Raw genomic sequence first — 14,896 nt, 5'->3', positions numbered from 1 at the left:
CAGCATCTGAAATAATTCAGAGGTTTCGGCCAAATGCTCCAGGGGCTAGACACATCACTTCGAAGCTGGAGTGAAGTCGATTCAGGGGTAGGGGAGCGTTGTGTATGCGTTGAAGGTGTACCGTAAGGAGCGCTGGAGAGTACACAAGTGAGAATGCCGGTATGAGTAACGAAAAGATCAGTGAGAATCTGATCCGCCGAAAGCCTAAGGGTTCCTGAGGAAGGTTCGTCCGCTCAGGGTAAGTCGGGACCTAAGGCGAGGCCGACAGGCGTAGTCGAAGGACAACAGGTGGAAATTCCTGTACCACCGTAAACCGTTATGAGCGATGGGGTGACGCAGCAGGGTAGTGACGCGGACTGATGGATGTCCGTCCAAGCAGTGAGAGGGTAGCATAGGCAAATCCGTGCTACATAACCTTGGGCTGTGATGGGGAGCGAAAATTGCAGTAGCGAAGGTCATGATCTCACACTGCCAAGAAAAGCCTCTAGCCAGGTGAAGGTGCCCGTACCGTAAACCGACACAGGTAGGCGAGAAGAGAATTCTAAGGCGCGCGGAAGAACTCTCGTTAAGGAACTCGGCAAAATGACCCCGTAACTTCGGGAGAAGGGGTGCCTCGGTAGGGTGAATAGCCCGAGGGGGCCGCAGTGAAAAGGCCCAAGCGACTGTTTAGCAAAAACACAGGTCTGTGCGAAGCCGCAAGGCGAAGTATACGGGCTGACGCCTGCCCGGTGCTGGAAGGTTAAGGGGAGTGGTTAGGAGGTAACTCCGAAGCTATGAACTGAAGCCCCAGTAAACGGCGGCCGTAACTATAACGGTCCTAAGGTAGCGAAATTCCTTGTCAGGTAAATTCTGACCCGCACGAATGGCGTAACGACTTGGGCGCTGTCTCAACGAGAGATCCGGTGAAATTTTAATACCTGTGAAGATGCAGGTTACCCGCGACAAGACGGAAAGACCCCATGGAGCTTTACTGCAGCTTGATATTGGACTTTGATACGATTTGTACAGGATAGGTGGGAGCCTAGGAAGAGGGAGCGCAAGCTTCCTTGGAGGCGCCGTTGGGATACCACCCTGATCGTATCGGAGTTCTAACCTGGTACCGTGAACCGGTATGGGGACAGTGTCAGGTGGGCAGTTTGACTGGGGCGGTCGCCTCCTAAAGAGTAACGGAGGCGCCCCAAGGTTCCCTCAGAATGGTTGGAAATCATTCGAAGAGTGCAAAGGCAAAAGGGAGCTTGACTGCGAGACTGACAAGTCGAGCAGGGACGAAAGTCGGGCTTAGTGATCCGGTGGTACCGCATGGAAGGGCCATCGCTCAACGGATAAAAGCTACCCTGGGGATAACAGGCTTATCTCCCCCAAGAGTCCACATCGACGGGGAGGTTTGGCACCTCGATGTCGGCTCATCGCATCCTGGGGCTGAAGTAGGTCCCAAGGGTTGGGCTGTTCGCCCATTAAAGCGGTACGCGAGCTGGGTTCAGAACGTCGTGAGACAGTTCGGTCCCTATCTGTCGTGGGCGTAGGAAATTTGAGAGGAGCTGTCCTTAGTACGAGAGGACCGGGATGGACGCACCGCTGGTGCACCAGTTGTTCCGCCAGGAGCACAGCTGGGTAGCTAAGTGCGGAAGGGATAAGCGCTGAAAGCATCTAAGCGTGAAGCCCCCCTCAAGATGAGATTTCCCAGTATGTAAGACCCCTTGAAGACGACGAGGTAGATAGGCTGGAGGTGGAAGTGCAGCAATGCATGGAGCTGACCAGTACTAATCGGTCGAGGGCTTATCCAAAATGGACCCACCAAAGTGAAGAGACGCTGACGAAGCGAACTCCGAATACTTTGGCGGGGACCCCGAGAACAACTAATTCACAATTGATTGTTTCGTATCCAGTTTTCAGGTGATCAAACATCTGAACCGATTTTAAGCTGCATGTCCTTTCTAGGGTCTGATCTTTTGCTGAAGCGAAAGACGCGGAAGTGAAGCAGCGCAAAAATCATGTTTGGTGGCGATGGCGGAGGGGTTCCACACGTACCCATCCCGAACACGACCGTTAAGCCCTCCAGCGCCGATGGTACTTGGACCGCAGGGTCCTGGGAGAGTAGGACGCCGCCAAGCGAACTGAAGACCACTGTTGATAACTTCAACGGTGGTCTTTATTTTTTATATAGAATTAAACTTCGTTTAACAATATCCGCTTGTTTATCCCCAAATTCCCTTCCATGCGACTTTGGAGCTCCCGGTTGACTTCTTTTCATTCACAGTTTATCCATAGCGGTGATAAGATCGGAACAACAGATGAGGGGATTTTTCAGAAATACACCAATTCATCCCCATCATCCACGGCTTATCCGCTTTGACAATGATAATTTTAGTGTGCTATCAGCTCAAACCATTGTTTTTGTCGAGGTTATCCACAGATTTTAACTTGATTGGGTGTTTGGTTAAAGCCCTGTAAAAAAATGTGGGGTATAAACCCTGGAAATGGGATTAAGCCGGCCTGTTCTGTTCGCAAAAAGCTGAAACGGGTAATAATAAGGAGAAGCGGAATTGATTTTCGATAAGAATAAATAAGGGTTTCAAAACCCAAACTAATCATAAAAGGGAATGTAATTATAAACGGGAAAACTCTTGGCAAAAATAAAAAGTGTGCTATAATATGAATAAAGTCAAAGAAAGTCAAAGTCAATAACAACCGATTGAAACAATCGGGATAAGCTTCAAAAGTGTTTCTGTATGGCTGAGGAGGGGAAGGAATTGCGCAACATCTCGGATATTATTGAGAAATATCTAAAAAGCATGATGCATGAAAGTCCTTCCGGCGCCGTAGAAATTCAGCGCAACGATTTGGCTGATAAATTCTCCTGTGTGCCTTCCCAGATCAATTATGTAATAAGCACTAGATTTACGCTGGAGAAAGGCTATCTTGTGGAGAGCAAGCGCGGCGGCGGCGGTTATATTCGTATCAGGCGCGTGGAGCTTCCGGGACCGATGTCGCTCCATACTCATCTGCATCAGACGATCGGCTCTGAAATAGGCCAGGCTGCTGCAGAAGGGCTGATTTATCAATTGGAAGAAGCGAAGGTGCTGACGCCTCGCGAAGCCAATCTGATGAGAGCGGCTGTCTCCAGAGAAGTATTGGCCTTGAAGCTGCCCTATAGGGATCAGATCAGGGCGAATATCATGAAAGCCATGTTGATTTCGCTGTTAAGCAGGTAGCGGATGGCAAGGTTTTGAATAGGCTTTAGATAGGCTCAACTCGATTTGGATGTATCTTGAGGAATTTGTACCGCATGTCAGATATTTCGTAAGGAGGGATGCCGAATGCTTTGCCAGGAATGTGGGAAGCGACCGGCCAGTCTTCATTTCAGCAAAATTGTAAATGGAGATAAAAGCGAATATCATTTATGTGAGGCTTGCGCCAGGGAAAAAGGGGAGTTGATTCCCGGAACATCGGGAGGATTCTCCATTCATAACCTTTTGTCCGGACTGCTTAATTTCGAGACGGTCGAGCAAGGCAAACGGGCCGAAAGCCCCGAGAATTTAAGATGTGAAGTCTGCGGCATGACTTACTCCCAGTTCAGCAAGCTGGGCAGATTCGGCTGCAGCTCTTGTTATAAATATTTTAATGACCGTTTGGACCCGCTATTCAAAAGAGTTCACGGCAGCACTGTCCACACCGGGAAAGTCCCGGTGCGCGTTGGCGGAGCGATCCGGACGAAACGGCAGATTGATGATCTGAAACGCCGTTTGCAGGACAGCATTGACCATGAGGAATTTGAGGCTGCTGCTCAGCTTCGGGACCAGATTCGGGAGCTCGAGAGGCAAATCAGCGAGTGACAGGGGGTCAAAACAATGAGTGCTATCCGTTTTACTGAACAGCCGTTAAGCCACTGGATGAAGACGACCGGCGCCGAGTCGGAAATTGTGATCAGCAGCCGGGTGCGGATTGCCCGCAATCTGAAGCAGCATCCTTTTCCACTGCTGGCTACGAACCGGCATCTGGAGGAAGTTCAGGATGAGCTTAAGGAAGTATTGGACGATCCAAGGTTTCAGGTTTATGGAGAAATCCATCCGATTGAGCTGTCCGGACTTGATGAGCTGAATAAGAAAATGCTGGTGGAGAAACATCTGATCAGTCCGAATCTGGCTAATGAATCCAGAAACGGTGCTGTATTTATAAGTGATGATGAAAGCTTGAGCATCATGGTCAACGAAGAAGACCATCTCCGCATTCAATGCTTGTATCCGGGCTTCCAACTGAAGGAAGCATGGGAGAAAGCGACGGCTGTGGATGATATTTTTGAAGACCATGTAAATTTTGCTTTTGATGATAAAAGAGGGTATCTGACCAGCTGCCCAACGAATGTAGGCACGGGTCTCCGCGCATCGGTCATGATGCATCTGCCCGCGCTGGTGCTGACGCAGCAGATTAACCGTATTTTGTCGGCGGTCTCGCAAATCGGCTTGACTGTCCGGGGCATCTACGGCGAAGGCAGCGAAGCGATGGGGAACTTGTTTCAAATCTCAAATCAGATTACACTGGGACAAAGCGAAGCGGAAATTATTGATAATCTCCGCAGCGTAGTGCTCCAAATTATCGGGCATGAGAAAGCGGCCCGGGAAAGATTGATCCAGGAATCCCGGCTTCGGGTTACCGACCGGGTGATGCGTTCTTTCGGCATTCTGTCCCATGCGGCGATGATCGATTCAAAAGAAGCGGCTCAACGTTTGTCGGACGTCCGGCTTGGCGTAGATCTTGGGCTGATCGAGGGTTTGACCCCTCAATGCCTGAATGAGCTGATGGTGCTTACCCAGCCCGGCTTCCTGTACAACAGCTATGATGGCAGCGTGGAGCCGGGGGAAATGGATATGTACCGCGCCAGACTGATCCGGGAGAAACTGGGTAAAGTTTAAAGTAAAGTGACACCTTAGAGAAACCTAAAGATACATCCGAAGAAGTACCTAAAGTAAGAAAAGGTAAATTCACCAATCATGGAGGTGCAGGAGAATGATGTTTGGACGATTTACGGAACGTGCACAGAAAGTGCTGGCCTTGGCTCAAGAAGAAGCGGTAAGGCTCGGCCATAACAATATCGGGACAGAACATATTTTGCTGGGGCTGATTCGTGAAGGAGAAGGCATCGCCGCTAAAGCGCTTGTCGGACTCGGCCTTGGACTTGAGAAGATTCAAGATGAAGTTGAAACCTTGATTGGACGCGGCCAGGAACAGCCGACCAATATTGCATATACACCACGCGCCAAGAAGGTCATCGAGCTGTCGATGGATGAAGCGCGGAAGCTCGGCCATACTTATGTGGGCACAGAGCACATTTTGCTGGGACTGATCCGTGAAGGGGAAGGCGTAGCGGCCCGCGTGCTGAACAACCTGGGCATCAGCCTGAACAAGGCCCGCCAGCAAGTGCTGCAGCTGCTGGGCAGCAGCGAAGCGGTATCCAGCCACCACGGCCAGCCGGCAAACGTCAATACGCCGACGCTGGACAGCTTGGCTCGTGATCTTACCGCTTTTGCCAAAGAAGGCAATCTCGATCCGGTTATCGGACGCGCCAAAGAAATTGAACGCGTGATTCAGGTGCTCAGCCGCCGGACCAAAAACAACCCGGTGCTGATCGGTGAACCAGGGGTAGGTAAAACGGCGATCGCCGAAGGCCTAGCCCAACGCATCGTGGACAACGAAATTCCGGAAACGCTTCGAGATAAACGCGTTATGACGCTGGATATGGGTTCTGTCGTAGCCGGAACCAAATACCGCGGCGAATTTGAAGACCGCTTGAAAAAGATCATGGATGAAATCCGCCAGGCGGGCAATATCATCCTCTTCATTGATGAGCTTCATACGCTGATCGGTGCAGGCGGCGCGGAAGGCGCGATCGACGCCTCCAACATCCTGAAGCCGGCTTTGGCCCGCGGCGAGCTGCAGTGCATCGGCGCCACAACGCTGGATGAATACAGAAAATATATCGAGAAAGACGCGGCGCTGGAACGCCGGTTCCAACCAATCACGGTTGACCAGCCGTCTCCGGAAGAAGCTATTCAAATTCTGATGGGCCTGCGTGACCGTTATGAAGCGCATCACCGCGTAAAAATTACCGATGAAGCGATTGAACAGGCCGTTAAGCTGTCTGACCGTTACATCTCTGACCGGTTCCTGCCGGACAAAGCGATCGACTTGATCGATGAAGCGGGTTCCAAAGTCAGATTGAATTCTTATACGGCTCCGCCAAACCTGAAACAGCTTGAAAGCCGTCTGGAGGACATCCGCAAGGAGAAAGACGCTGCGGTTCAATCCCAGGAATTCGAGAAAGCGGCGGCTCTCCGCGATACGGAGCAGAAGATCCGTGAAGAGCTGGAGACCACCAAAAACCAATGGAAAGAAAAACAAGGCCGTACCGATTCCGAGGTAACGCCTGAAGATATCGCTCAGGTCGTCGCCAGCTGGACCGGTATCCCGGTAAACAAACTGAAAGAGGAAGAAACCGAACGCCTCTTGAATATGGAGCAGATCCTGCATGAACGCGTCATCGGTCAGGAGGAAGCCGTTAAGGCTGTCAGCCGCGCCATCCGCCGTGCCCGTGCGGGTCTGAAGGATCCGAAACGTCCGATGGGTTCGTTTATTTTCCTCGGACCAACCGGTGTAGGCAAAACCGAGCTTGCCCGCGCGCTGGCGGAAGCGATGTTTGGTGACGAAAATGCAGTTATCCGGATCGACATGTCCGAATACATGGAGAAACATTCGACTTCCCGACTCGTCGGAGCGCCTCCGGGATATGTGGGTTATGAAGAAGGCGGCCAGCTGACGGAAAAAGTGCGCCGCAAACCTTACTCCGTAGTTCTGCTCGACGAAATCGAAAAAGCACACCCTGAGGTGTTCAACATCCTGCTTCAAGTGCTTGAAGATGGACGTCTGACAGACTCCAAAGGCCGTGTGGTTGACTTCCGCAACACGCTGATCATCCTGACGTCCAACGTCGGCGCCGAAGCGATCAAACGGAACACAACCATGGGCTTCACTGCTGCGGTTGACGCCGGCGCGGATTATGACAACATGAAAGGCAAAGTGATGGATGAGCTGAAGAAAAGCTTCCGTCCGGAGTTCCTGAACCGGATCGACGAAATTATCGTCTTCCATTCCCTCCAGGAAGCTCACATTGCCGAAATCGTTACGCTCATGTCCGAAGAGCTGCGCAAACGGCTGCGTGAATACGACGTCGATTTCCTGCTCACCGACAAAGCGAAAGCGTTCCTGGCTAAAGCCGGATTCGACCCGGCTTACGGCGCACGTCCGCTTCGCCGCGCGATTCAGAAGCATATCGAGGACCGCTTGTCCGAAGAGCTGCTGACCGGAAACGTGAAGAAAGGCGATTCGCTCATCATTGATGAGGAGAACGGCGAACTGACCGTAAACCCGGCAGGAAAAATTTCCTCGGAGGCGTAATTTCTCCAGAAAAGAATTTGCCCGATGGGGCGCTAAAGGAAACAAAGGCCGACCTGACATACACTGTCAGGCCGGCCTTTTGTTGTACGCCCAGCATGGGCGTCATCTCTAGGGTGAAAGTCCCGAATGGGGGCTGGCGAGCGCCTACCATTAGCCAAGGGCAAGGGTGTCCATCGTGAGGTGGAATCTGAAGGAAGCCGGAGGCAAAAGCACGAGCCAAGGTACACGAACTGGATTTGAGGCAGGAGCAGTCGGATGAGTTGCCCATACACAACGAAATCCAAAGCCGCCAAGGGCTAATCCTGTAGACTCCAGTGGTTGCGGGCGGAAAGATGACGTTCTTATCTGGGGAGGCCTGCCGGATAGGCAAGAAAAAAAAAACTTGTAACCGTAGCCGAGAGGCTACGCTGAACCGGCAGGAGTCAGCAGAGGCCATAGTACGTAAGCTGTTGCAACAGCCTACGGAAGGGCTGAACCGAAAGGAGAGAGGAAACCGATGCGTTCGTACGAAGAGCAACGACAGCAGAATATCTCGCCAGAGAGCTTGCGGCAAAGAGAAGCGGTGAAGCCGCCAGGGTATGCCGGAGCGCCGAGTTCTTTGTCGGCACAAGTCGCCCCTTCCTCTCGCGAAGCAAAGAACAACTTGCTGGAGCGAATGCTCGAAGGAGATAACCTTCGGCTCGCCTATAAACGAGTGGTAGAGAACGGAGGAGCGCCCGGTGTGGACCAAGTAACGGTAGCGAATCTACAAGCTTACTTGAAAACACACTGGGAATCGGCGAAAGCTAAACTTCTAGCAGGTACCTACAGACCTGCGCCAGTCAAACGGGTGGAAATCCCCAAACCCGGAGGCGATGTACGGCTGTTAGGCATCCCGACCGTGATGGACCGCTTTCTCCAGCAAGCCCTTTTACAAGTCATGAACCCGATCTTTGACACGCAATTCTCGTGGTATAGCTATGGCTTTCGACCGGGAAAGAGTGCCCACGACGCCGTGAAACAAGCCCAAAGATATATCCAAAGCGGCCTGAGATGGGTCGTGGATCTCGATCTGGAGAAATTCTTTGACCGGGTAAACCACGACATACTGATGGCAAGAGTGGCGCGGAAAGTGGAGGACAAAAGAGTGCTGACACTGATCCGTGCCTACCTGAACGCTGGAGTGATGGTAGATGGAAAGCTGGAGCGCAGCCGAGAAGGAACGCCGCAGGGTGGGCCCCTGAGTCCGCTTTTAGCGAACATATTGCTGGATGACTTGGACAAGGAGCTAATGGAACGAGGACTGCGATTTGTCCGCTATGCGGACGACTGCAACATCTTCGTCGCCAGCAAACGTGCGGGCGAACGCGTCATGGAGTCGGTAACACGCTTTGTAGAAGGAAAGCTGAAACTGAAAGTGAATCGAGAGAAAAGTGCGGTAGACCGCCCGTGGAACCGAAAGTTCCTCGGCTTTAGTTTCCTGAGGGATAAGAAAGCGACAATTTGTTTAGCCCCACAAACCATCTCGCGATTCAAGGAGAAGGTACGGGAGCTGACGAGCCGAACGCGGTCGATGTCCATGGAAAACAGGATTATGCAATTAAACCGCTACCTCATCGGCTGGATTGGATATTTCCGAATCGCATCGGCGAAGAGCCACTGTGAAAGATTCGATCAATGGATTCGCCGCAGACTGCGTATGTGCTTATGGAAGCAGTGGAAACGGGTACGCACTCGAATCCGTGAGCTTAGAGCACTCGGCGTTCCAGAGTGGGCTTGCTTTGCGATGGGCAACTCTAGACGAGGTGCATGGGAAATGTCCCGAAACACAAACAACGCCCTTCCGACTTCCTACTGGGAAGCGAAAGGGCTGAAAAGTTTGCTTTCTCGTTATTTGGAGCTTTGTTAACCTTTTGGAACCGCCGTATGCGGACCCGCATGTACGGTGGTGTGAGAGGACGGGGGTTAGTCACCCCCTCCTACTCGATTGTTTAAGAGGGGAGGAGGCGTTTTCTGTGTTCCTTCTTTGTTCCTGGTCTAATCCTCCCGAACTGTTCTGCTAAAGATTTTCCGCTTTTTGCCGATGAAAAGGATAAGGAAAATAGACCGGGAGGAACTTTTGTTCTGTCAGCAGAAGTGGTAAACTTTTTAATGGTGACTATTGAATAGGGAGAGATCAATGGCTAAAACTAAAACAAAATTTTTCTGTTCGGAATGCGGCTACGAAACGCCGAAATGGTACGGAAAATGTCCGGGATGCGGGGCTTGGAACTCCATGGTCGAAGAATTGGAAACCGTGGTCAAGACGCAGGGCATGTCGACTGGCATTTTCCAAAGTAAAGAAAAGCCGCTTCCCATCATAAGCATAGATAGTGGTACCGAGCAAAGGGTGCAGACTGGCATTGGCGAATTGAACCGCGTGCTTGGCGGAGGGCTTGTGCCGGGATCGCTGATTCTGGTCGGCGGAGATCCGGGCATCGGCAAATCGACCCTGCTTTTGCAAACCTCACATGAGCTGGCCAAGTCCGGATTAAGGGTCTTATATATTTCAGGCGAAGAATCCGTCCGCCAGACGAAGATGCGCGCTGAAAGGCTTGGCGCTTTATCCGCGGAGCTGTATGTCCTGTGTGAAAGCAGCGTGGAACGGATTGAAGAAGCGATTGACAGTGTAAAACCGGATTTCCTGGTTATAGATTCGATACAAACGGTGTATTTGTCGGAAATTACGAGTGCGCCAGGCAGCGTCTCGCAGGTCCGGGAATGCACGGGACGTTTCATGCGGATTGCCAAAGGGCAGGGCATTGCCACCGTCCTGGTCGGGCATGTAACGAAAGAAGGAGCGATCGCCGGCCCGCGAATGTTGGAGCATATGGTCGATTGCGTGCTTTATTTCGAAGGAGAACGCCATCATACGTACCGTCTGCTGCGGGCCGTCAAGAACCGGTTCGGGAGCACCAATGAAATCGGCATCTTCGAAATGAACGAATCCGGTTTGGCCGAGGTGTCGAATCCTTCCGAATTGTTCCTGTCGGAAAGATCGGCGGGAGCGGCGGGTTCAACAGTCGTAGCCAGTATGGAGGGCACCCGCCCGATGCTGGTAGAGCTCCAGGCGCTGATTGCGGCCACTCATTTCCCGGCGCCCAGAAGAATGGGTACCGGCGTGGATCTTCACCGGATGAACCTGATTATTGCGGTGCTGGAGAAACGGATGGGCATGTTCCTTCAGAACCAGGATGCCTACCTGAATGTGGCCGGAGGCGTGCGGCTTGACGAGCCGGCCGTCGATCTGGCGATTGCGGTCAGCATCGCTTCAAGCTTCAGAGACGTTCCGACCAAGCCGGACGACGTGATCTTCGGCGAAATCGGCTTGACGGGCGAGGTCCGGGCGGTGTCCCGGGCGGAGCAGCGTGTGCGGGAAGCGGCAAAACTCGGCTTTAAACGGGTTATTTTACCGGAGAAAAGTTTAAAGGGGTGGAACAGCCCCAAAGAAATAAAGGTCATCGGCGTGAACACGGTAGCTGAGGCGCTGTCGGCCGCGTTAAATTAGGGGGCAAAGAGGGAATGAAGGAACCGAACCAACTGGACAAAATGAATGACCTGCTTAGGCTTGTCGCGCCGGGTACCGCATTTCGCGACGGGCTTGAGAATGTGCTCCGGGCCAAGACGGGAGGACTGCTGGTTGTCGGCTACAGCCCCGAAGTGATGGAGGTTGTGGAGGGCGGATTTTTTATCAACTGCGATTTCTCGCCAAACTATCTGTATGAGCTGGCCAAGATGGACGGGGCGATTATTCTCAGCGAGGATTTGAAGCGGATTTTATATGCGAATACCCAGCTGATCCCGGATTCGTCCATTTCCTCTTCGGAGACCGGAATCCGGCACCGTACCGCCGAACGGGTGGCCAAACAGACGGGCAAACTCGTTGTATCCATCTCGCAGCGCCGGAATATTATTACCTTGTATCAAGGCGGGCTCCGGTATTCCCTGAAAGAGATCGGCGTTATCCTGACGAAAGCCAATCAGGCGATTCAGACACTGGAGAAATACAGATCGGTGCTGAATCAGGCTTTGACCAACCTTTCGGCGTCAGAGTTTGAAGAGCTGGTAACGCTGCCTGAAGTGATCAATGTCATCCAGCGGGTGGAAATGGTAATCCGGGTCAAACTCGAGATTAAACGGTTTATTAACGAGCTTGGAACTGAAGGCAGGCTGATCAGCATGCAGATGGAAGAGCTGGTCAGCAACATGGAGGAAGAGGCGTGGCTGCTGTATAAAGATTATGCCAAAGAGGACGATGATGATGCGATCCGCAATATCATTATGGGGCTCAAGCGTTCCAGCGATGACGAACTGCTGGATGTTCATCACCTCACCCGCCTGCTCGGTTATCCGTCGTCAGCAGCCACCTCGGAGGAGATTATCGCGCCAAGAGGCTACCGGATCCTGAACAAGATTCCTCGTCTGCCTAACGTCATTGTTCATAACCTGGTGGAACGGTTTGAAATGCTGCCGGGGATCATGATGGCTACGATCGAAGAGCTTGATGAAGTCGACGGTATCGGGGAGTCCCGGGCCAGAGCCATCAAGGAAGGATTAAAACGGCTGCAAGATCAGGTATTTATTGACAGGCAAATCTGATTCGACTAAAATACAGGGATGCGGCTGGGCTTCGAGCCGAACCCTTATCTTTTTTAAGTCTAGACGGGATCGGGTTTGCCAGCAGCTGCTGGTATTCCCAAGTAACCTTCGGGCAGTTTTGGGCTCATTCGAAGACGGGTTGGGGACAATAACTACAGAGGTGAAGAAATGATAACTAAATCAATTCCGAACATGTTTACGCTCGGTAACTTGTTTATCGGAATGATCGCCATCATGTTGACGCAAAGCGGCAAGTATAGTTTGGCTGCCATTATGGTCATCGTGGCGATGCTGCTGGACGGACTCGACGGGCGTGCTGCGAGAGCGCTGGGATGCCAAAGCGAATTCGGTAAGGAGCTTGATTCGTTGTCAGACGTCATTTCTTTCGGCATTGCGCCGGCCATGATTATGTACAGCATCTCGTTCCACAGCGTGCCTACGGCGCTTGCCTGGATTGTGACGGCGATCTTCCCGATGTGTGGTGCACTGCGATTAGCAAGGTTCAACGTCAAGCCTGGGATTCCGGGGTATTTCGTTGGTTTGCCGATTCCGGCTGCGGGAAGCGTGCTGGCGACGCTTTCGCTGTTCCACAAAGAAATCAGCGCGCCTTATTTTATTGTGGCGATGCTGCTGCTCTCTTATTTAATGGTCAGCTCGGTCAGATATCCGAATTTCAAGAAAATCGGGCTTCCCCGCAAGGCCATCTGGATTGCGCCCTGGATCGTCATTGCAGCGATTATTATTGCCGTGAAATTTCCAGAGGAGTTATCCAAACTGATTTTTATCCCGCTTGTCATTTATGCCTTGTATGGTGTTAAACAAAATATTGAACGATTCTTTAAACGGAAAAATCATTCCTCGGAAGATATTTATCGCTCCAAGAACTCATAATATAGCTGACAAGAAAGCCGTCCGGCATGCGGACGGCTTTTTTAGTAGGCCCCTGCACAAGGAGCGGGGGCTGGATTTATTTTAGCTTCAGGACAAGTTAAACAAACCAAGCGTACTGCACTTTCTGGACTCATTCTCGACAACTTCATCCATATTGATATCAAGCAAATTGCAGAGCGCGGACATATAGAACAAATTACGTCCGAGTTCGGCGCTGATCGCTTCCCGGCAATGGTCGCAAAGCTGCCCGTGCACATGTTTGCCCACGACTTCCTTGGCCTGCTCAAGGCTCATTTCCGGTTCAAGAACTTGTTTGGTTGCATGGAGTTCAATGCAGCCGCATTCCGTTACCGCTTTGACCACAGCTCGATTGACAGAAGCGCTGCTCTGGCCGTTTTTGGAGAGAACATCCAGCAGACTGCGGTGACGGAGCAGCAATTCGGAGACTTGTTCCTGAAAAGACTGTAAGGTTAATGCGCTCATTTATCCATCCACCTTTAATTAAGTTAAGTTGCATTTATTATAGTCTAGCCCTAAAACCATTTTCAACCAGAAAGAAGACAGTTTCTCCCCCGATCTTTCCTCCATGGGAAGCCCCGCCGCCGGTTTAGCCTTGGTACATTCAGAAAAATATTTCGTGATCCACGGATTGAAATTCCAACATTTGGTTCATACTGGGTACTAAAAGGAGGTGAAAGGACTCCATGTTAAAGAGAGCCTTTCAAATTATGGCAGGCCTTTGCGGGGCCTGGGCCGGGTATACCAATGAAGCCCTGTTTTCATTTCTGCCGCAGTCTTTCCAACATGCAATGGTCTCTATGAATGAGTTGAGCGTTCATCTTATTTTTGCTGCTGTGGGAGCTTGTCTGTTTCTTCTGATCTTCTCTATTTTTGCCAACATGATCTCAGACCGGGTGCTTTCAGGCATCAGCTCTTTATCCAGACAACCGATGGACCAGCTCGTAGCGGGTTCAGTGGGATTGATTGCAGGACTTTTGATTTCGCTGCTGCTTTATCCGGCTACTACATGGCTTGGGGATATGAGCGATTGGGTGAGGCTGGCCAGCGTCTGCTTATTGGGTTATGCCGGTCTGCGAATCGGGCTGGAGAAAAAGGATGAGCTCGGCGCATTCTGGAAATCGGGCAAATGGAACGCCGTCCAAGCCGAAGAGAAATGGGCGCATGAGCATAAAATTCTGGATACAAGCGTCATCATTGACGGCCGGATTGCGGACATTTGCAAAACCGGATTTATTGAAGGGACGATTGTGATCCCTCAGTTTGTGCTGGAAGAGCTGCAGCATATTGCCGACTCGTCCGACCTGCTCAAGCGAAATAGAGGCCGCCGGGGACTCGACATCCTGAACAAAATCCAGAAGGAGCTGGATGTGCAGGTGCTGATCTACGAAGGCGATTTCGAAGAAATTTCCGAAGTGGACAGCAAGCTGGTCAAACTGGCCAAGCTGCTGCACGGCAAAGTTGTTACCAATGACTTCAACCTGAATAAAGTGTGCGAGCTGCAAGGCGTATCCGTGCTGAATATTAACGACCTGGCCAACGCTGTGAAGCCGGTAGTCTTGCCTGGTGAAGAAATCATGGTGCAGGTCATCAAGGACGGCAAGGAATACGGCCAGGGCGTAGCTTATCTGGATGACGGTACCATGATTGTCGTCGAGGGCGGCCGCGATTTTATCGGCAGCATCACCGAAGTGCTGGTGACAAGCGTGCTGCAGACCTCGGCGGGACGGATGATTTTTGCCAAGCCGAAACTGTTGGAAAAAGCCCAATAACAAGGTATGATGGATGAAGGAAAAGGCGGGCGTGAACAGCCGGCGGCCGGCTTAATCGGCGTTTGCCGCTGTCATCCGGCGGCCTGACGCTTGGGTCCGCATCATCATATGCAGCAGGGCAGGAGATACCAGTGACGGATAAGGGAACA

General features: G+C 51.7%; 10 protein-coding genes and 2 rRNA genes (1 of these 12 running past the window's edge). 11 read left to right on the top strand and 1 reads right to left on the bottom strand.

Annotated elements, in window-relative coordinates; genetic code table 11:
- The 10 genes from AWM70_RS16760 to pssA form a co-directional block, all read left to right on the top strand.
- A 23S ribosomal RNA gene (locus AWM70_RS16760) occupies window positions 1-1,784 on the top strand; it begins 1,293 nt to the left of the window's first position.
- Window positions 1,785-1,994: 210 nt separating this feature from the next.
- Window positions 1,995-2,111, top strand: a 5S ribosomal RNA gene (rrf, locus tag AWM70_RS16755).
- A gap of 639 nt (window positions 2,112-2,750) precedes the next feature.
- Window positions 2,751-3,212, top strand: coding sequence for a CtsR family transcriptional regulator (locus AWM70_RS16750; RefSeq protein ID WP_068698296.1), 462 nt, complete (start codon window positions 2,751-2,753; stop codon window positions 3,210-3,212).
- Window positions 3,213-3,317: 105 nt separating this feature from the next.
- Window positions 3,318-3,833, top strand: coding sequence for a protein-arginine kinase activator protein McsA (locus AWM70_RS16745; RefSeq protein WP_068698294.1), 516 nt, complete (start codon window positions 3,318-3,320; stop codon window positions 3,831-3,833).
- Window positions 3,834-3,848: 15 nt separating this feature from the next.
- Window positions 3,849-4,910, top strand: a complete 1,062-nt coding sequence (locus AWM70_RS16740; RefSeq protein ID WP_068698292.1) for a protein-arginine kinase McsB — start codon at window positions 3,849-3,851, stop codon at window positions 4,908-4,910.
- Window positions 4,911-5,004: 94 nt separating this feature from the next.
- Window positions 5,005-7,449, top strand: coding sequence for an ATP-dependent protease ATP-binding subunit ClpC (clpC, locus tag AWM70_RS16735; RefSeq protein ID WP_068698290.1), 2,445 nt, complete (start codon window positions 5,005-5,007; stop codon window positions 7,447-7,449).
- Window positions 7,450-7,945: 496 nt separating this feature from the next.
- On the top strand, window positions 7,946-9,337 hold the full coding sequence (gene ltrA, locus AWM70_RS16730) for a group II intron reverse transcriptase/maturase (RefSeq protein WP_068694884.1): 1,392 nt from the start codon (window positions 7,946-7,948) through the stop codon (window positions 9,335-9,337).
- A gap of 270 nt (window positions 9,338-9,607) precedes the next feature.
- The gene (radA, locus tag AWM70_RS16725) at window positions 9,608-10,975 is read left to right on the top strand and encodes a DNA repair protein RadA (protein WP_068698288.1); all 1,368 of its coding nucleotides are present in this window, start codon (window positions 9,608-9,610) and stop codon (window positions 10,973-10,975) included.
- Between the two features lie 14 nt (window positions 10,976-10,989).
- On the top strand, window positions 10,990-12,066 hold the full coding sequence (gene disA / locus AWM70_RS16720; protein WP_068698286.1) for a DNA integrity scanning diadenylate cyclase DisA: 1,077 nt from the start codon (window positions 10,990-10,992) through the stop codon (window positions 12,064-12,066).
- 168 nt (window positions 12,067-12,234) lie between these two features.
- Window positions 12,235-12,957 carry a CDP-diacylglycerol--serine O-phosphatidyltransferase gene (pssA, locus tag AWM70_RS16715; RefSeq protein WP_068698284.1) on the top strand — a complete coding sequence of 241 codons (723 nt, stop codon included), beginning with the start codon at window positions 12,235-12,237 and terminating at the stop codon, window positions 12,955-12,957.
- A gap of 87 nt (window positions 12,958-13,044) precedes the next feature.
- Here the strand turns inward: pssA and AWM70_RS16710 are convergent, their stop codons facing one another.
- A complete protein-coding gene (locus AWM70_RS16710; RefSeq protein ID WP_068698282.1) occupies window positions 13,045-13,440 on the bottom strand; it encodes a nucleoside triphosphate pyrophosphohydrolase family protein in 396 nt (131 codons plus the stop codon).
- Between the two features lie 221 nt (window positions 13,441-13,661).
- Between AWM70_RS16710 and AWM70_RS16705 the strand changes: the two genes are divergently transcribed.
- Window positions 13,662-14,747, top strand: coding sequence for a PIN/TRAM domain-containing protein (locus tag AWM70_RS16705; RefSeq protein WP_068698281.1), 1,086 nt, complete (start codon window positions 13,662-13,664; stop codon window positions 14,745-14,747).
- Window positions 14,748-14,896 lie beyond the last annotated feature (149 nt).

The sequence above is a fragment of the Paenibacillus yonginensis genome, assembly GCF_001685395.1.
In the GTDB taxonomy this organism is placed as follows: Bacteria; Bacillota; Bacilli; order Paenibacillales; family Paenibacillaceae; genus Fontibacillus; species Fontibacillus yonginensis.
The sequence above is the reverse complement of the archived record's forward strand: the minus strand, read 5'-3'. Positions and strand labels throughout refer to the sequence as shown.